Below are 17,986 nucleotides of genomic sequence, written 5' to 3'. Positions count from 1 at the left end.
GTCGGGGCGCCCTTCGGGCGGACAAATGGCTAGCACGCAACTGCGGCAAGGGCTGTCGCAGCGGCAGCTCAGCATGATCGCCCTGGGCGGGGTGATCGGCGCGGGCTTGTTCGTCGGCTCCGGCGTGGTGATCAGGGACACCGGGCCCGCCGCGTTCCTGACGTATGCGCTGTGCGGTCTGCTGATCGTCCTGGTGATGCGGATGCTGGGCGAGATGGCGGCCGCCAACCCGTCGACGGGATCGTTCGCCGATTACGCGGCGCAAGCCCTGGGCGGCTGGGCGGGATTCTCGGTGGCGTGGCTGTATTGGTACTTCTGGGTGATCGTGGTCGGGTTCGAGGCCGTCGCCGGCGGCAAGGTCCTGGGCTACTGGTTCCACGCGCCGCTGTGGCTGCTCTCGCTGTGCCTGATGGTGCTGATGACCGCGACCAACCTGTTCTCCGTGTCGTCGTTCGGCGAGTTCGAATTCTGGTTCGCCGGAATCAAAGTCGCCACAATCGTGATCTTCCTCGCCGTCGGCTCGGTCTTCGTGCTGGGCCTGCTGCCCGGCCATCGCACCGATTTCTCCAACCTCACGGCGCACGGCGGGTTCTTCCCGAAGGGCGTCGCCGCGGTCTTCGCCGCGATCGTGGTGGTGATCTTCTCGATGGTCGGCGCCGAGATCGTCACCGTCGCCGCCGCCGAAAGCCGCGACCCCGAGCTGGCGGTGCAGCGGGCGACGCGATCAGTGGTGGCGCGCATCGCGATCTTCTTCGTCGGCTCGGTTTTTCTGCTCGTGGTGATCCTGCCGTGGAATTCGCTGGAGCCGGGCGCCTCGCCGTACGTCGCCGCGTTCAAACACATGGGCCTGCGCGGCGCGGATCAGGCGATGAACGCCGTGGTGCTCACCGCGGTGCTGTCCTGCCTGAACTCGGGCCTGTACACCGCGTCGCGGATGCTGTTCGTGCTCGCCGACCGGCGCGAGGCGCCGGCCCGGCTGGTCGGGCTCAGCCGGCGCGGGGTGCCCCACGTCGCGATCCTGTGCTCGTCGGCGATCGGCTTCGGCTGCGTCGTCATGGCGTGGCTCGCGCCGGGAACCGTGTTTCTGTTCCTGCTCAACTCGTCGGGCGCCGTCATCCTGTTCGTCTACTGGTTGATCGCGCTGTCGCAGATCGTCCTGCGCCGCCGCACGCCCGACGAAAAGCTGCGGATCAAGATGTGGTTCTTCCCGGTGCTGTCGATCCTGACCCTCGCCGGAATCACCGCCGTGCTGGTGCAAATGGCGTTCGACCGCTCGGCGCGCAGCCAGCTCTGGCTGAGCCTGCTGTCGTGGGCGGTGGTGATCGTGATCTATTTCGTCGCCCGGGCCCGCGGCCGAGGCCTAGGATGCCGGGCTCATGCCTTTCGCCAAAACCCCTCGTAGCCGTAGTCGGAGAACGGGTCCGAACCGGCGGTCAGTCGGCCGTTGTAGTTCTGGTCGAAAATTTTGCCCTCGTACCAGATGGCGACGTGGCCGTAGGAAAGCCCCGCGAAGCGGGGGTCCTGGCGCCACACCAGAATGTCGCCGTCGGCGAAGTCCTGACCCGGGTGCCAATCGAATCCCCGCGACTCCAGGTGATTGCCGCCGGCGCCACCTTTCCCGTACGCGTACGCGTCGCCCCATCCCCCATCGGCGATTCCGTACACGTCGGCCAGATACCTGCGGACCAGGGCGACGCACTGACCGTCACCGACCTGTTGGCCCGCGACGTTGTTGACGAAATTGTCGAGCAGGGTCGTTGTGCCGACGCCCGGATCGGTGGGGCAGGCCGGCGCGGCGACGCCGGACGGTCCCGTCTCGATGTCGACGTCGGCCACGAAGTGCCCGTCCGACGTTTCGTACCAGAGGTTGTCCCAACCACCGTCGGGAATGTTGGGGCTGAGGAACCCCTTTACGGCGTCCCCGCGCTTGGAGCATACGAGGGTCAGATGGTCGCCGGGGTTGTACCAGCCGTCCCGCCCCGAGGTCAGGGTGGCGTCGGACATGCGCTGGGTTCTCGCCTTCACCGTGCCGGTCGCCGCGGCGGCGACGGGCGAGGCGAAGGCCGACGCGAGCACGCCACTTCCCGTCAGGAGTATGGCAACACCGATCCGGCCAGATCGGTAGCGGCGCTGTTTGTCAGCGGAGCGACGCATGATCAAGAAGTCCTGATCATCGCGGTGTCCCTTCGCCCGAAGCGTTACCAGATTGATACCGATTTGCTTCTGGGCAATTCGCGTTCGAGCGAATTTTTGTTACCGCGACGGCGTGCTCCGCGGTTGCCGGATGTGATGCCCGAGCCGTTATGAGGTGCGGGTGAGCAACACGGCCTGCTCGAACGGCAGCCTGGCGAAGATCGGCCGCCATCCGCGCGTGACGTGGGGCGCCGCGTCGGCCTTGCTGACCACCCGCGGGTTGGTGACGCCGAAGGTCTTGCCGTAGCGCCGGATCCGAGCCCCGTTGGCCGCGGTGATGTTTTTCAGCCAGTCACGGTCGGGGCCGTAGGTCAGCAGGATCGCCACGCCGGGCTTGCCATCGACCTCGGCGGTGAACACGGTAACCGGCGTGCGGTAAGGCTTTCCGGAGCGCCGGCCGACGTGTTCGACGATGCAGAACGTCGGTGCCCAGCCTGCCCACAGCCGCTGGACGGGATTGGTGACGTGCCGATTGAACCGCGCGAGCCCCTGTGGAAGTTCCATGCCCTCCATCCAACTCGTCCACCCCGGCCGACTTCAAGGCAAACGCCGTCAGCGAGCGTAGTGTCACTTCACGGCCGATACACCGGGCGACGAAGCGGGCCGACGCGCCCAGGAGCTGCTGCGCCGGGGATCGGATCTCGCCGTCGAGGAGGGCCTCGGCGACGTGGCCGCCCACCGCCGCGCGGCCGACAGGGAGCGCGAGGCCGCGCGCCGCGAGCTGCAGGCCGCCCAGCAAGACGCCTGATAACCCGCCTCTGCTACACCCTGTAGTTGAACGATCGGCCGAGACTGGGACACTGGTCGGCATGGGTAGCAGTGACCAGGCGACCGCGCACGCCGCGACGACGGCGGCGTCGGCCCGGCTGTTCGAGGACGCCTGCGCCGTCATCCCGGGCGGGGTGAACTCCCCGGTGCGCGCGTTCACCGCGGTGGGCGGCACCCCGCGGTTCATCACCGAGGCGCGCGGGTGCCGGCTGACCGACGCCGACGGCAACCGCTACGTCGACCTGGTGTGTTCCTGGGGGCCGATGATCCTGGGCCACGCTCATCCGGCCGTCGTCGACGCCGTCGCCACGGCCGCCGCCTCGGGCCTGTCGTTCGGGGCGCCGACGCCGGCGGAGAGCCAGCTGGCTGGCGAGATCATCGGGCGGGTGGCGCCGGTCGAGCGGATCCGGCTGGTGAACTCCGGCACCGAGGCCACGATGAGCGCCGTCCGGCTGGCCCGCGGGTTCACCGGCAGGGCCAAGATCGTCAAGTTCTCCGGCTGCTACCACGGCCATGTCGACGCGCTGCTCGCCGACGCGGGCTCCGGCGTCGCGACGCTGGGCCTGCCGTCGTCGCCCGGGGTGACCGGCGCGGCCGCGGCCGACACAATCGTGTTGCCCTACAACGACATCGACGCGGTGCGGCAGACCTTCGCCCGGTTCGGCGACCAGATCGCCGCGGTGATCACCGAGGCCAGCCCGGGCAACATGGGCGTCGTCCCGCCGGCGCCGGGCTACAACGCGGCGCTGCGCGCGATCACCGCCGAGCACGGGGCGCTGCTGATCGTCGACGAGGTGATGACCGGGTTCCGGGTCAGCCGAAGCGGTTGGTACGGAATCGATCCCGTCGCCGCCGACCTGTTCACCTTCGGCAAGGTGATGAGCGGCGGCCTGCCCGCCGCCGCATTCGGCGGGCGGGCCGAGGTGATGGAGCGCCTGGCGCCGCTGGGGCCGGTCTATCAGGCCGGCACGCTGTCGGGGAACCCGGTGGCGGTGGCGGCGGGGTTGGCCACGCTGCGCGCCGCCGACGACGCGGCCTACGCCGCGCTGGACGCCAACGCCGACCGGCTGGCCGGGCTGCTCTCCGAGGCGCTGACGAAAGCCGGTGTGCCGCATCAGGTTCCGCGGGCCGGCAACATGCTCGGCGTGTTCTTCTCCGGAACGCCGGTGACCGACTTCGCCTCCGCGCGGGCGAGCGAGACCTGGCGTTACCCGCCGTTCTTCCACGCCCTGCTGGACGCGGGCGTGTACCCGCCGTGCAGCGCCTTCGAGGCGTGGTTCGTCTCGACGGCCCTGGACGACGACGCATTCGACCGGATCGCCGCCGCGCTTGCCCTCGCGGCGCGCGCGGCCGCACAGGAGGACAGGCCCTGATGGCCGACCAGACCAGAGTTCACGTGGTGCGCCACGGCGAGGTGCACAACCCCACCGGCGTCCTCTACGGCCGGCTGCCCGGATTCCACCTGTCCGAGACAGGGCGGGCGCAGGCGGACGCGGTCGCCGAGGCGCTGGCCGACCGCGACGTCGCCGCCGTCATCGCCTCCCCGCTGCAGCGGGCCCAGGAGACCGCCGCGCCCATCGCCGCAAAGCACGGCCTGACCGTGGACACCGACCCCGACCTGATCGAATCGCTCAACTTCTTCGAGGGCCGCCGCGTCGGCCCGGGCGACGGCGCCTGGCGCGACCCGCGGTTCTGGTGGCAGCTGCGCAACCCGTTCACCCCGTCGTGGGGGGAGCCCTACGCCGAGATCGCGGCCCGGATGACGACCGCGGTGGACAAGGCGCGCGCCCGCGGCACCGGGCAGGAGGTGGTGTGCGTCAGCCACCAGCTGCCGGTGTGGACACTGCGGCTGCACCTCAGCGGCCGGCGGCTCTGGCACGACCCGCGGCGACGCGAATGCGGGCTCGCCTCGGTCACCACCCTCGTCTACGACGGCGATCGCCTGGCCGACATCGAGTACTTCCAGCCCGCGGCGCCATGACCATCTGGCGGCTGGCGATGGCCGGGGTCGCGGTGGCGACCCTTCTTACCGGCTGCACCGGTCGCGACGCCGTGGCGCAGGGCGGCACCTTCGAGTTCGTCTCGCCGGGCGGGAAGACCGACATCTACTACGACCCGCCGTCCAGCCGTGGCCGCCCCGGCCCGCTGTCCGGGCCGGACCTCGCCGACCCGGCCCACACGCTGTCGCTGGACGACCCGGTCTTCGCCGGCCGCGCGGTCGTCGTCAACATCTGGGGGCAGTGGTGCGGACCTTGCCGGGCCGAGGTCGCCCAGCTGCAGCAGGTGTACGACGCCACCCGGGGCGCCGGGGTGTCCTTTCTGGGCATCGACGTCCGGGATAGCAACCGGCAGGCGGCCCTGGACTTCGTCGACGATCACCACGTCAGCTACCCGTCCATCTACGATCCGGCGATGCGCACCCTGATCGCGTTCGGCGGCAGGTACCCCACCACCGTGATCCCGTCCACGCTGGTGCTGGACCGCCAGCACCGGGTCGCGGCGGTGTTCCTGCGCGAGCTGCTGGCCCAGGACCTGCAGCCCGTCGTGCAGCGGGTGGCGGGGCAGTGACCGGCTTCGCCCAGATCGCCGCCGCCGGGCCGCTGCTGCTGGCGCTCGGCGTGTGCCTGCTGGCCGGGCTGGTGTCGTTCGCCTCGCCGTGCGTGGTGCCGCTGGTCCCCGGCTACCTGTCCTACCTGGCCGCGGTCGTCGGGGTGGACGAGCAGCCGCCGCCCGGCGCGCCCAAGGCGCCGCCGGGGGCCCGCTGGCGGGTCGCGGGATCCGCCGCGTTGTTCGTCGCCGGGTTCACCATCGTGTTCGTGCTCGGGACGGTCGCCGTCCTGGGCATGACCACCGCCCTGATCACCAACCAGCTGCTGCTGCAGCGCGTCGGCGGCGTGCTGACGATCGTGATGGGCCTGGTGTTCGTGGGCCTCATCCCGACGCTGCAGCGCCAGGCCCGGTTCAGCCCGCGGCAGCTGACCACGGTCGCCGGGGCGCCGCTGCTCGGCGCGGTGTTCGCGCTCGGGTGGACGCCGTGCCTGGGGCCCACGCTGACCGGCGTGATCACCGTCGCGTCGGCCACCGACGGCGCCGATGTCGCGCGCGGGGTCGCGCTGGTGATCGCCTACTGCCTGGGGCTGGGCATCCCGTTCGTGCTGCTGGCGTTCGGCTCGGCGGGGGCGGTGGGGGCGCTGGGCTGGCTGCGACGGCACACCCGGGCCATCCAGATCTTCGGGGGCGCGCTGTTGATCGCCGTCGGCGCCCTGCTGGTCACCGGGGTGTGGAACGACTTCGTCTCCTGGCTGCGCGACGCGTTCGTGTCCGACGTGAGGCTCCCGATTTGAGCGCCCCCCTGGATGCGCGAGCAGACGCAGAATCGCACGAAAAGACCCGTCCCAGTGCGATTCTGCGTCTGCTCGTCACCCTTCGCGCCACGGCCCGCAACACCTGGCGCGCGCTGACGTCGATGGGCACCGCGCTGGTGCTGCTGTTCCTGCTCGCGCTGGGCGCGATACCCGGCGCGCTGCTGCCGCAGCGCAGCCTCAACGCCGGCAAGGTCGACGAATACCTGGCCACCCACAAGGTGATCGGCCCCTGGCTGAACCGGCTGCAGGCCTTCGACGTGTTCTCCAGCTTCTGGTTCACCGCCATCTACGTGCTGCTGTTCGTCTCCCTGGTCGGCTGCCTGACCCCACGGATGATCGAGCACGCGCGCAGCCTGCGCGCCACGCCGGTGGCGGCCCCGCGCAACCTGGCCCGGCTGCCCAAGCACGCCGCCGCCGAGGTCGCCGGCGACCCGGCGGACCTCAACGCCCTGGGGAACACGATCGCCGGCCGGCTGCGCGGCTGGCGCACGGCCATCCGGCACGAGGGCGAAGTTGTCGAGGTATCCGCGGAGAAGGGCTACCTGCGCGAGTTCGGCAACATCGTCTTTCACTTCTCGTTGCTGGGCCTGCTGGTCGCGGTGGCCGTCGGCAAGCTGTTCGGCTACGAGGGCAACGTCATCGTCATCGCCGACGGCGGCCCCGGCTTCTGCTCCGCCTCGCCGGCGGCGTTCGACTCGTTTCGCGCCGGCAACACCGTCGACGGCACGTCGCTGCACCCGATTTGCATCCGGGTCAACGACTTTGCCGCGCACTACCTGCCGTCGGGGCAGGCCACCTCGTTCGCCGCGGACATCGACTACCAGAACGGCGGCGACCTGGCGGCCAACAGCTGGCGGCACTACCTGCTGGAGGTCAACCACCCGCTGCGCGTCGGCGGCGACCGGGTGTACCTGCAGGGCCACGGCTACGCGCCCACCTTCACCGTGACCTTCCCGGACGGGCAGTCGCGCACGTCGACCGTGCAATGGCGGCCCGACAACCCGCAGACCCTGCTGAGCTCGGGCGTGGCGCGCATCGACCCGCCCGCCGGCAGCTATCCGAACGCGGCCGAGCGGCGCCAGCACGAGATCGCGATCCAGGGCCTGCTGGCGCCGACGGAGCAGCTCGAGGGCACGCTGCTGTCGTCGCGCTTCCCGGCGCTCAACGCCCCCGCCGTGGCCGTCGACATCTACCGCGGCGACACCGGCCTGGACACCGGGCGGCCGCAGTCGTTGTTCACGCTGGATCCCCGGCTGATCGAGCAGGGCCGGCTGACCAAGGAGAAGCGGGTCAACCTGCGCGCCGGCCAGGAGGTCCGGCTCGAGGCGGGCCCGGCCGCGGGCACCGTCGTTCGCTTCGACGGGGCCGTGCCGTTCGTCAACCTGCAGGTCTCCCACGATCCCGGCCAGAGCTGGGTGCTCGTCTTCGCGGTGACGATGATGGGCGGGCTGGTGGTGTCGCTGCTGGTGCGCCGCCGCAGGGTGTGGGTCAGGCTCAGTCCGGGGGCCGGTACGGTGAACGTCGAATTGGGCGGGCTGGCGCGCACCGACAACTCCGGGTGGGGCGACGAGTTCGAGCGGTTGACCGAGCGGTTGCTAGATGGACTGGGCGAGCCCGACACCGCCGCGTCCAGAAGGAGTTCTCAGGTGGACGTCAAATGAACACCCTGCACGTCAACGTCACGCTGGCGCGCTACTCGGACTGGGCGTTCACGTCGGCGATCGTGGCGCTGGTCGTTGCGCTGCTGCTGCTGGCCTTCGAGCTCGCCTACGTCGGCGCCCGCCGCGCCGAGCACCGCGCGGCGGTAATGGCCGGCTCGGTCGCCGCCGACAGCTCCGTCCCCGGCATCGTGGAGGACGCCGAGGCGCCGCCGTTCGACGAACGCGTCGGTCGGGCCGGGCTGGCCGTGGTCTACCTCGGCATCGGGCTGTTGCTGGCCTGCATCGTGTTGCGCGGCCTGGCCACCGTGCGGGTGCCGTGGGGCAACATGTACGAGTTCATCAACCTGACGTGCTTCTGCGGCCTGGTCGCCGGCGCGGTCGTGTTGCGGCGCCCGCAGTATCGCCCGCTGTGGGTCTTCCTGCTGCTGCCGGTGCTGATCCTGCTGACCGTTTCCGGACGCTGGCTCTACACCAACGCGGCGCCGGTGATGCCCGCGCTGCAGTCCTACTGGCTGCCCATCCACGTGTCGGTGGTCAGCCTGGGCTCCGGCGTGTTCATGGTCGCGGGCATCGCCAGCATCCTGTTCCTGTTGCGCACGTCGCGGCTGGGTGAGCCCGGCGCCGAGGGGGCGTTGGCCCGAATGGTTCGGCGGTTCCCCGACGCGCAGACCCTGGACCGCGTGGCCTACCGCACCACGATCTTCGCGTTCCCGGTGTTCGGTTTCGGGGTCATCTTCGGCGCCATCTGGGCGGAAGAGGCGTGGGGCCGGTATTGGGGCTGGGACCCCAAGGAGACGGTTTCGTTCGTCGCCTGGGTGGTATACGCCGCCTATCTGCACGCACGGTCGACGGCCGGATGGCGGGACAGGAAGGCGGCCTGGATCAACGTCGCGGGTTTCGTGGCCATGATCTTCAATTTGTTCTTCGTTAACCTGGTGACCGTGGGCCTGCATTCGTATGCGGGCGTGGGATGACAGTCAGCAACCGACCCGAGTAACACACAACAGGGGGAGTGCACGTGTCCGACCATCCAACCACCGGCGTGGGTGCGCCCGAGCCGCCGATCACGCAGACGCCCCCCGAGCCCCCGGCCGCGGGCGACGAGGCACCCACCCGCGCCTTCGCGGGCTTCCGCACCGAGCGCCGGGTGCCGGGGCCCGAGCGGCGGCAGGCGGCGGGTCCGGCGCCGGCCGGGATGCCGCCCTGGGATCCCACGCCGGTGACGGGGATCCCGCGCGTCGACCCGACCGCGTTCGGGGCCTACTACAACGGGCCCGCCGAGGCGCCAGCCTCTGAGGTCCCGGCGGCCCAGGCGCCCCCGTACCGGCCCGAGCACCTGCCGCACACGCCGTATCCGGAGCTGTCCACCGGCATGTTGTTGCGCCCGGTCAAGCCGCCGCCGTCCGAGGGTTGGCGCCGGCTGGTCTACGACCTGTCCGGTCACCTGATCAACCTGGGCGAGAGCCCCCGGGCGCAGCGTCACAACAACCTGGTGGCGCAGGTCAACCGGCCGCTGCGGGGTTGCTACCGGATCGCGCTGCTGTCGCTGAAGGGCGGCGTCGGCAAGACCACGATCACCGCGACGCTGGGGTCGACGTTCGCGACCATCCGCGGTGACCGCGTGGTGGCCGTCGACGCCAACCCCGACCGCGGCACCCTGAGCCAGAAGATTCCGCTGGAGACGGCGGCGACGGTGCGCCAGTTGCTGCACGACGCCGGAACCATCGAGCGCTACAGCGACGTCCGCCGGTACACCTCGAAGGGCCCGAGCGGCCTGGAGGTGCTGGCGTCGGAAACCGACCCGGCCATCTCCGACGCGTTCGGCGCGGAGGACTACAGCCGCGTCCTGGAGATCCTGGAGCGGTTCTACGGCCTGGTGCTCACCGACTGCGGTCCCGGGCTGCTGCACTCGGTGATGTCGTCGGTGCTGGAGAGGGCCGACGTGCTGCTGGTCGTCGCGTCGGGATCGATCGACGGCGCGCGCAGCGCCTCGGCGACCCTGGACTGGCTGGACGCCCACGGGCATGAGGAGCTGGTCCGCAATTCGATCGCGGTCATCAACGCGGTGCGCCCGCGCACCGGCAAGGTCGATATGAACAAGGTGGTCGACCACTTCTCGCGCCGCTGCCGCGCGGTGCGGCTGATCCCGTTCGACCCGCACCTCGAAGAGGGCGCCGAGATCGAGCTGGACCGGCTGCGGCGCGAGACCCGCGAAGCGCTCACCGAGCTGGCGGCCGTCGTCGCCGACGGGTTCCCCGGTGACCAGCGCAACCCGGGTCTGGTTTAGGAGGGACTAGCGGGGGTTGTCCCCGTGGCCTAACCGGCGCAAGAAGTCGGGATCGTCGTCCGGTCCGATGACGCGTGTCTTCGGCCGGTGGGCCTGAGACCGCGCCGCGCGCCAGCCGACGTAGATCAGCGTTCCCAGAATCAGAACGAGTAGCAGGTAGAGCACTCAACACCTCCTCCGAGCGAATATACGCGGGCCGTAGGCTCGTGGTGTGTCAGAAGGGCCGAGCGACAGCAGCACCGAGCAGCGCCCGCGAAATCGGGTAGTCGTCGACGTTTTGCTGTACGCGGCGGCGCGGCTGGCGCTGGTGGCCGCGCTGAGCGGCGTCATCTACGGCCTCGCGCGATTGCTGGGGATCGCCCAGTTCCCCGTCGTGATCGCGGTGTTGTTCGCTCTGATCATCGCGATGCCGTTGGGCATCTGGCTGTTCGGCCCGCTGCGCCGGCGCGCCACCGCGTCGCTCGCGATAGCCGGCGAACGCCGGCGCCGCGAACGTGAACAGCTGCAGGCCCGGTTGCGCGGCGAGGAGCCCCTTCAGGATGAAGGACCTGACGGGTAGCTCGGTTGTGCATCGTGGGCGCTGCGTGTGCGTCGGGGGCGGGGAAATCGCCCAGATCCCGCCGCCAGCTCTCACGGAAAACCCTGAGCACACACTCAATGCGCGAGCGCCAGCGCGGTCGCCATCGCGATCGCCCACACCGCCATCGCCAGCCCGGTGTCGCGCAGCACCGGGATCAGTTCGCGGCCGCCGCGGCCGGAGCGCACCGGGGCGAGCGCACGCAGCGCCAGCGGCGTGGCCAGCAGCCCCATGGCGCACCAGGGCGTCGCGGCCATGAGCACCAGGGTGGCGATGCCGGCGGTCGCCAGCAAAACCTGATACAGGATGCGGGTGCGCGCATCGCCCAGGCGGACGGCCAGGGTGATCTTGCCGGACTGCGCGTCGGTGGGGATGTCGCGCAGGTTGTTGGCCACCAGGACCGACGACGACAGCGCGCCGATCGACACCGCCAGCACGCCCCCGACCCAGTCCACCCGCAACGCCTGGGTGTACTCGGTGCCCAGCACGGCGACCAGGCCGAAGAACACGAACACCGCGAGCTCGCCAAAACCCGCGTAGCCGTACGGCTTTGAGCCTCCCGTGTACAGCCACGCGCCGGCGATGCAGGCCGCGCCGACCGCGATCAGCCACGGCGCGCTCAGCAGCGCCAGCGCCAGCCCGGCGACCGCGCCCACCGATAGGCTCGTCACCGCCGCAGTCAGCACCGCACGCGGGGCGGCCAGTCGCGAGCCCACCAACCGCACCGGGCCGGCGCGCTCGTCGTCGGTGCCGCGGATGCCGTCGGAGTAGTCGTTGGCGTAGTTGACGCCGACGATCAGCGCCAGCGCCACGGCCAGCGCCAGCAGCGCCTTCCACCACACCGCGGATCCCAGCCACGCCGCGGCGCCGGTGCCCGCCACGACCGGCGCCACCGCGTTGGGTAGCGTCCGGGGCCGGGCACCTTCGACCCACTGCGCGAAACTGGCCACCAAGTCATCCTGCCTCATGCACCACAATGGTCGGATGCTCGGAGTCATCGGCGGCAGCGGCTTCTACACGTTCTTCGACTCGCCCGTCCGCAACATCGACGTCGACACCCCGTACGGACCGCCCAGCGCGGCGGTCACCCTCGGCGCCGTCGGCGGCCACGAGGTCGCCTTCCTGCCCCGGCACGGCGCGACCCACCAGTTCTCGGCGCACACCGTGCCGTACCGGGCCAACATGTGGGCGCTGCGCAAGCTCGGTGTGCGACGGGTCTTCGGCCCGTGCGCCGTCGGCAGCCTGAACCCCGACAACGGCCCGGGCGCGGTGGTGGTGCCCGATCAGCTGGTGGATCGCACGACCGGCCGCCCCGACACCTACTTCGACTCCGGCGCCGTCCACGTCGACTTCGCCGACCCCTACTGTCCGACGCTGCGGGCCGCGGTCACCGGCCTGCCCGACGTCGTCGACGGCGGCACCATGGTGGTGATCCAGGGGCCGCGGTTCTCCACCCGGGCCGAGAGCCGCTGGTTCGCGTCGGCCGGGTTTCACCTGGTCAACATGACCGGCTATCCGGAGGCCGTGCTGGCCCGAGAGCTCGAGATATGTTATTCCGCAATCGCGTTGGTGACCGACCTGGACGCCGGCGTGCGCGCCGGGGAGGGCGTGAAGGCCGTCGACGTGTTCGCCGAATTCGAGAAGAACACGGGGCCGTTCAAGGAGCTGGTCCGCGCGGCGATCGGCCGGGTCGCCGCGGAGCGCGACTGCGCGCACTGCCGGCCGCACACCGGCGTGACCCTGCCGGTGGAGCTGCCATGAGGGTGTTGCTGACCGGGGCGGCCGGCTTCATCGGGTCGCGGGTGGACACGGCGCTGCGGGCGGCGGGCCACGAGGTGATCGGCGTCGACGCGCTGCTGCCCGCGGCGCACGGCCCGAATCCCGTGCTGCCGCAGGGATGCCGACGCGTCGACGTCCGCGACGGCGACGCGCTCGCCCCGCTGTTGGACGGCGTGGACCTGGTGTGTCATCAGGCCGCGATGGTCGGCGCCGGCGTCGACGCGGCCGACGCGCCCGCCTATGGCGGTCACAACGACTTCGCCACCACGGTGCTGTTGGCGCGGATGTTCGCCGCCGGCGTGCGCCGCCTGGTGCTGGCCTCGTCGATGGTGGTCTACGGTCAGGGCCACTACGCCTGCCCCGAGCACGGCCTCGTCGACCCGCCGCCGCGCCGGCGCGCCGACCTGGACGCCGGGATCTTCGAAAATCATTGCCCCGCATGCGGGCTCGATGTGACGTGGCGGCTGGTCGACGAGGATGCCGCGCTGCGACCGCGCAGCCTGTACGCGGCCAGCAAGACCGCGCAGGAGCATTACGCGCTGGCGTGGTCGGAGGCGACGGGCGGCTCGGTGGTGGCGCTGCGCTACCACAACGTCTACGGGCCGGGGATGCCGCGCGACACCCCGTACTCCGGGGTGGCCGCGATCTTCCGGTCGTCGCTGGAAAAGGGCGAGCCGCCAAGGGTTTTCGAGGACGGCGGGCAGATGCGGGATTTCGTGCACGTCGATGACGTCGCCGCGGCCAACGTGGCCGCCGCGGTGTCCGATCTTCAGGGCTTCACCGCCGTCAACGTCTGCTCCGGGCGGCCCATCTCGATCCTGGATGTCGCCACCGCGCTGTGCGAGGCGCGGGACGGTTCGGTCGCCCCGGTGGTGACGGGACAGTACCGCAGCGGCGACGTGCGCCACATCGTCGCCGACCCGGCCCGGGCCACCGAGCTGTTGGGGTTCCGCGCGGCCGTCGACCCGCGCGAGGGCCTGCGCGAATTCGCCTTCGCGCCTTTGCGTTAACCCTGCGGCGGCCGGAAGATCCGGGGCTTCTGGACCGGGATCTGCCGGGTCGCCGAGTCGTCGCCCCGGAAGATCCGCGGCGAACCGGCGAGCTGCCGCGTCGCGCCGCCGACCGGGATCCGCGTCGTCGCCGCGGCTGACGGCGGGGCCGGCTGGCCCACCGGGATGCGCGTCGTCGGCGCGCCGGGGCCCGGGTGGGTGCCGGCCGGGCCGCCGCGGGTGTGGGCGGGACGACGCCGCTGCCGTCGCGCGCGTCGCGCCCCGAGTTGACCGGTGACGATCGCCGCCACGAGGATGCACAGAGCCAGCACGCACAGCGCGACGTCGAAGGTGCTGGTGATCTGTTGGGCGAGATTGTTTCCGTAGACCGGGTTCGGCGCGGGGGCGTTGGGCGCCTGTTCGAACCGCGGCGCCAGCACGACGCCCACGACGACGCGGGAAATGCTCAGTGTCGCAACGAGTCCGCACAGGGACGAGATCAGCCTGGGGGAGACGGCGTCGTTGCCCAGGTTGATGCGCAGCCAGATCGCAAGCACCGCGGTCGCCAGGTCGAAGGCGGCCAGCACCATGCTGTCGTAGCGGGAGAACGGGTAGTTCAGGGTCACGGCGACGGCCAGGTCGGTGACGCGCATGAGCATCGACCCCAGGCACCAAATGATGATGAGCAGCAACCCGTTTCGGGCCGCCGCGCGCCAGGCGTTCTCTTCCTTCGCCGACGCGTCACGGCGGGCCAGCAACGCGGCGGGCGCGAAGATGGCCGCGGCCGCCGCCCACGCCAGGTAGCCCTCGAAGCCCACCCCCGCCGTCGACGTGTTCTGCGCGATGCCGTGGAACGCGTCGATGTCGCGGCCGGACGGCAGGATCCAGACCAGGATCCCGGCGATCAGCGTCGAGACCCCGAGCGCCACGGTCGCCAGCCGGGACGCCCTGGTGCTGCGCAGCAGCCACCTCGACCCGACCAGGACGGCGACCAGCGCCACCACGCCGTACACCAGCGCCGTGGCGATGACCGCGATGTTCTGCTTGCCGAAGCCGGACGAACCGCCCGCGTCGTGGAGCGCGTACTTGAGCCGCCAGAACAGGTTGAAGCAAAAGCTCAGCGCCGCCCCCGCCATCGACGCGTAGCCGATGATCCGCACCGGTCTCGGGTGCTGGTCGGCGTCGCCGGTCACCGGTCGCGCGCTCAGCAGCGCGCCGGCGACGCCCAGCCACGCCCCCGGCCCGACACCGCCGGGCACGTTCACGCTGCCACCGAATCGGACGGTCTCGAACACGTCGAACGCGACGAAGCCGACGACCAGCAGTGCGTAGGGGGCGTTGAGCGCCAGCCGAAGTCGGCCCGCCAGCGCGGGATTGAACCGCGGGCTCGAAGACCTCCAGGCACCGGCGAGCGCGATCGACGCGAGGGACAGCAGCGTCACCACGAACAGCACCGCCAGCAGCGGCTTGTTGCTGCCCTCGATGCCCAAGCCGAAATACAGGTTCCACGGCAGCAGCGGCGCCACGACCAGCATGGCGGCCGCGGTCAGATCGACGGCGACGTTCGAACGCCGGCCGGGCCGCGCGGGCGGGGGTGGCGTCGCTTGCCGCGTCCGGGCACCGATCGGGCCGGTCGGGGCGTCGTCGCTGCTCTGACTCACGGTTCCCCCCGGGTGTCGAGGACGGCTTCTGGCGGCGCAACTTTGGTTGCGAGGCGGGGGAACCCCCTGCCGCACCGACCGCGTTGCTTACTTGGAAACATAATCTCCGTTCGGGCGACGCGGCAGTGGTGAGAGCGTGTGCGTTTCCGCGGTGACCGCCACGCGGTTACGCTGCGCTCACAGGCGAACACCGAAAACCTCGTCGCCCAAATGACTGTTACCGCCGACGGTATCGCAGTGTAATGATGCCGGGACATGCTGGCTGTGGGGTAGCCGGCCGAAGGAGAGTCGGGATGGACGTCGTGCTGGGGGTCGCGGTCACAGGTCCCCGTGCCCGCTTGGCGCTGGTCGGTTCGGGCGCCGGGGGCGCCGATCTGATCGACGAGTCCGTCGTTGACCTTGCCGATCGCCCGATCGAGAAACTGACCGAGACGGTGGTCGGGACGAATCGGTTGCTGGCCGAGGAGAACCACCGGCTGCTCGCCACGCGGCTGTGCTGGTCGGATCGGCAGTGGGCCGAGCGGCTGCGGCGGGCGCTGGAGGACTCCGGCGTCCAGAACGTCGCCGTGCTGTCGGAATCGGAGGCGCTGGCCGGGGTGGGCGCGCAGCTGCCGCCCGACGACGACCCCACCGTCGCGCTGGCCCGCGGCGCGGCGATGTCGGCCGGGCTCGCCGGGGAAGCGACGGCGATGGCGCCGGCGGTCGCGTCGGCGGGGGACGCGACGGCGATGGCGCCGGCGGTCGGGTCGGCGGGGGACGCCACGGCGATGGCGCCGGCGGTCCAGGGGATGCCCCCGGCCGGCCAGGTGGGATCCGACCTGGCGTACTCGATGGCCGGCGAATCCGACCTGCTCCCAATGGAATGGCTGACCGAACCCGAGGACGACGACGCCCAGACCGGTCCCGTCGGCCTCACCTCGCGACGGCTCGGGGCGATGGACGCGGTGCTCGGCATCGCGGTCGCCGGTTCCGTCGCCCGTCTGGCTCTCGTCGGGCCCGTCGGGGGCGGCTATGCGGCGATCAAGCACCTGGTGGTCGAGCTGCCCGTCGAGCCGTTCGAAACGTTGATCCAGACGGCCGCCGGGGTGCAGCAGGCGCTGGCCGCCGAGGGCCGCCATCTGGTCGCCACCCGGCTGTATTCGCCGGATCCCGCGCAGGCGGAAGCGCTTCGCCAGGCGCTGGCCGGCGCCGGGGTCCCCGACGTCGGGGTGGTTTCCCAGCCCGACGCCTTGACGGCGCTGCTGCGGACGGTGTTCCGTGGTGTCGCGATGCCCGGCGCCGTCGCGCTCGTGGTCACCGCCGAGGCGGCGACGCTGATCGCGCTGGGCACCGGCGTGGCGGACGTGTTGGCCACCGCCGCCCTGCAGGGCGTGGACGCCGTCGCAGCGGCGTCGGACATGCTGCTGGACTGGCTGCAGTCCGCGCCGTTCGCGGTCAGCGCCGCGTACCTGCTGGGCACGCTGGAAGAGCTGACCAGCCTCGCCGAACGGATTCGCGCTCGATCGCGGCTGCGGGTGGAGGTGCTCGAGCGGCCCGACTTCGCGTTCGCGCGCGGTGCGGCGCTGGCGGCGGGGTTGGCGCCCAGCACGCCCCAGCCCCCCGTCACCGCGGGCGCGGCGACGTCGATGGCCCCCGCGCTGGGGGGACTCGGGGATGCGACGGCGATGGCCCCCGCGACCGCGGTCGCCGGGGAAGCGACGGGCATCGCCCCGACGTCCGAGCTGGCCGGCTCGGGCGCGGAGGAACCGCAGCTGGCGTACTCGCAGGCCGGGGACGCCGACCCGTTCGCCGGCGAGGTCGACGAGTACGGCGACTACCCCGAGGAGCCGGTGGACGCGGCGGTGACCGGTCGGATGCCGCTCAGCAGGCGCTCGTTGGTGCTCGGCAACGCCGTCATCGCCTTCGCGGTCGTCGGATTCGCGACGCTGGCCGCCGCGGTGGCCATCGCCATTCGGCCGACCGCGAGCACGCAGCCGGTGGTGGGCCACCAGAACGCCGCCCCGGGCAAGTTCATGCCCCTGTTGCCGACGCAGCAGCAGGCGCCGGTGCCACCGCCGCCGCCCGATTTGCCCAACGCGGGTTTCCAGGGGGGCATCATCCCGGACGCCAACGGCTACATTCCGCCGCAGCTGGCGTCCCCCGGTTCTGCCCCGGTCGCCCCGGCGCCCGTTCCCGGTTTGGTGCCGAACCCGGACCCGGGCATGCCGCTGCCCGTTCCGGTCATCGTTCCGTACCCGGGCTGGCGCCCGCCGTACTACCCGCCGTACACGCCCCCGACGTACACACCGCCGACCACAACCACGACGCCGCCGACGACCACGACGCCCCCGACGACCACGACGCCCCCGACGACCACGACACCACCAACGACGACCACAACGGAGCCGCCCTCGACGACGACGCCGCCCACGACAACGCAGCCGCCGTCGACCACGACGCAGCCGCCGGTGACGACGACGCAGGCGCCGGTGACGACCACGCAGGCGCCGGTGACGACCACGCAGGCGCCGGTGACGACGACGCAGGCGCCGAAGATCACGCAGGCGCCGGTGACGACGCAGGCGCCGAAGGTCACGCAGGCGCCGCCACCGACGCAACCCCAGACGCAGCAGACCATTCCACACACGCAGGCGCCCGTGACCCCACAGCAACCGGTGACCCCGAAGCCGCCGCCGGTCACCACCCATCACTGAGCGGGGCCGGCGC

General features: G+C 71.4%; 17 protein-coding genes. 12 read left to right on the top strand and 5 right to left on the bottom strand.

The window, feature by feature from the left end; translation table 11 throughout:
* Nucleotides 1-25 precede the first annotated feature (25 nt).
* Nucleotides 26-1,402 (top strand): amino acid permease, encoded by a 1,377-nt coding sequence (locus AC5Y2S_RS11270; protein WP_499956233.1) that lies wholly within the window; start codon nucleotides 26-28, stop codon nucleotides 1,400-1,402.
* Here AC5Y2S_RS11270 and AC5Y2S_RS11265 read toward each other — a convergent pair.
* Nucleotides 1,375-2,076, bottom strand: a complete 702-nt coding sequence (locus tag AC5Y2S_RS11265; protein ID WP_499956232.1) for a hypothetical protein — start codon at nucleotides 2,074-2,076, stop codon at nucleotides 1,375-1,377. The genes AC5Y2S_RS11270 and AC5Y2S_RS11265 overlap by 28 nt on opposite strands.
* A gap of 225 nt (nucleotides 2,077-2,301) precedes the next feature.
* Entirely contained in the window at nucleotides 2,302-2,697 is a 396-nt protein-coding gene (locus AC5Y2S_RS11260; RefSeq protein ID WP_499956231.1) for a nitroreductase family deazaflavin-dependent oxidoreductase, read from the bottom strand.
* 305 nt (nucleotides 2,698-3,002) lie between these two features.
* Here AC5Y2S_RS11260 and hemL point away from each other — a divergent pair, with 305 nt between their 5' ends.
* The 7 genes from hemL to AC5Y2S_RS11225 all read left to right on the top strand — a co-directional run bounded on the left by hemL (nucleotide 3,003) and on the right by AC5Y2S_RS11225 (nucleotide 10,274).
* On the top strand, nucleotides 3,003-4,334 hold the full coding sequence (gene hemL, locus AC5Y2S_RS11255) for a glutamate-1-semialdehyde 2,1-aminomutase (RefSeq protein ID WP_499956230.1): 1,332 nt from the start codon (nucleotides 3,003-3,005) through the stop codon (nucleotides 4,332-4,334).
* Nucleotides 4,334-4,942 carry a histidine phosphatase family protein gene (locus AC5Y2S_RS11250; RefSeq protein WP_499956229.1) on the top strand — a complete coding sequence of 203 codons (609 nt, stop codon included), beginning with the start codon at nucleotides 4,334-4,336 and terminating at the stop codon, nucleotides 4,940-4,942. The genes hemL and AC5Y2S_RS11250 overlap by 1 nt, the downstream gene beginning before the upstream one ends.
* 17 nt (nucleotides 4,943-4,959) lie before the next feature.
* Nucleotides 4,960-5,529, top strand: coding sequence for a TlpA disulfide reductase family protein (locus AC5Y2S_RS11245; RefSeq protein ID WP_499956528.1), 570 nt, complete (start codon nucleotides 4,960-4,962; stop codon nucleotides 5,527-5,529).
* Entirely contained in the window at nucleotides 5,526-6,305 is a 780-nt protein-coding gene (locus AC5Y2S_RS11240) for a cytochrome c biogenesis CcdA family protein (RefSeq protein ID WP_499956228.1), read from the top strand. Before AC5Y2S_RS11245 ends, AC5Y2S_RS11240 begins: the two co-directional genes overlap by 4 nt.
* 122 nt (nucleotides 6,306-6,427) lie before the next feature.
* Complete coding sequence (locus AC5Y2S_RS11235; protein WP_499956527.1) at nucleotides 6,428-7,987, top strand: cytochrome c biogenesis protein ResB; 1,560 nt, start codon at nucleotides 6,428-6,430, stop codon at nucleotides 7,985-7,987.
* Entirely contained in the window at nucleotides 7,984-8,961 is a 978-nt protein-coding gene (ccsB, locus tag AC5Y2S_RS11230) for a c-type cytochrome biogenesis protein CcsB (RefSeq protein ID WP_499956227.1), read from the top strand. The genes AC5Y2S_RS11235 and ccsB overlap by 4 nt, the downstream gene beginning before the upstream one ends.
* Before the next feature lie 68 nt (nucleotides 8,962-9,029).
* Nucleotides 9,030-10,274, top strand: a complete 1,245-nt coding sequence (locus AC5Y2S_RS11225) for a MinD/ParA family ATP-binding protein (RefSeq protein WP_499956526.1) — start codon at nucleotides 9,030-9,032, stop codon at nucleotides 10,272-10,274.
* 6 nt (nucleotides 10,275-10,280) lie between these two features.
* On the opposite strand, the gene AC5Y2S_RS11220 is transcribed toward AC5Y2S_RS11225, so the two are convergent.
* Entirely contained in the window at nucleotides 10,281-10,439 is a 159-nt protein-coding gene (locus AC5Y2S_RS11220) for a hypothetical protein (protein ID WP_156764615.1), read from the bottom strand.
* A 46-nt stretch (nucleotides 10,440-10,485) separates the two neighbouring features.
* Between AC5Y2S_RS11220 and AC5Y2S_RS11215 the strand changes: the two genes are divergently transcribed.
* Complete coding sequence (locus AC5Y2S_RS11215; protein WP_499956226.1) at nucleotides 10,486-10,833, top strand: DUF4229 domain-containing protein; 348 nt, start codon at nucleotides 10,486-10,488, stop codon at nucleotides 10,831-10,833.
* A gap of 95 nt (nucleotides 10,834-10,928) precedes the next feature.
* On the opposite strand, the gene AC5Y2S_RS11210 is transcribed toward AC5Y2S_RS11215, so the two are convergent.
* Nucleotides 10,929-11,801 carry a 1,4-dihydroxy-2-naphthoate polyprenyltransferase gene (locus AC5Y2S_RS11210; protein ID WP_499956525.1) on the bottom strand — a complete coding sequence of 291 codons (873 nt, stop codon included), beginning with the start codon at nucleotides 11,799-11,801 and terminating at the stop codon, nucleotides 10,929-10,931.
* 34 nt (nucleotides 11,802-11,835) lie between these two features.
* Here AC5Y2S_RS11210 and AC5Y2S_RS11205 point away from each other — a divergent pair, with 34 nt between their 5' ends.
* Nucleotides 11,836-12,612 carry an S-methyl-5'-thioadenosine phosphorylase gene (locus AC5Y2S_RS11205; protein WP_499956225.1) on the top strand — a complete coding sequence of 259 codons (777 nt, stop codon included), beginning with the start codon at nucleotides 11,836-11,838 and terminating at the stop codon, nucleotides 12,610-12,612.
* Entirely contained in the window at nucleotides 12,609-13,640 is a 1,032-nt protein-coding gene (locus AC5Y2S_RS11200; protein ID WP_499956224.1) for an NAD-dependent epimerase/dehydratase family protein, read from the top strand. Before AC5Y2S_RS11205 ends, AC5Y2S_RS11200 begins: the two co-directional genes overlap by 4 nt.
* On the opposite strand, the gene AC5Y2S_RS11195 is transcribed toward AC5Y2S_RS11200, so the two are convergent.
* Nucleotides 13,637-15,244 (bottom strand): DUF7937 domain-containing protein, encoded by a 1,608-nt coding sequence (locus AC5Y2S_RS11195; RefSeq protein ID WP_499956524.1) that lies wholly within the window; start codon nucleotides 15,242-15,244, stop codon nucleotides 13,637-13,639. The two genes, AC5Y2S_RS11200 and AC5Y2S_RS11195, sit on opposite strands and share 4 nt — an antisense overlap.
* A gap of 329 nt (nucleotides 15,245-15,573) precedes the next feature.
* On the opposite strand from AC5Y2S_RS11195, the gene AC5Y2S_RS11190 reads away from it, so the two are divergent.
* Complete coding sequence (locus AC5Y2S_RS11190) at nucleotides 15,574-17,973, top strand: DUF7159 family protein (RefSeq protein WP_499956223.1); 2,400 nt, start codon at nucleotides 15,574-15,576, stop codon at nucleotides 17,971-17,973.
* Nucleotides 17,974-17,986 lie beyond the last annotated feature (13 nt).

The organism is Mycobacterium sp. NGS69 (assembly GCF_059812165.1).
The sequence above is the reverse complement of the archived record's forward strand: the minus strand, read 5'-3'. Positions and strand labels throughout refer to the sequence as shown.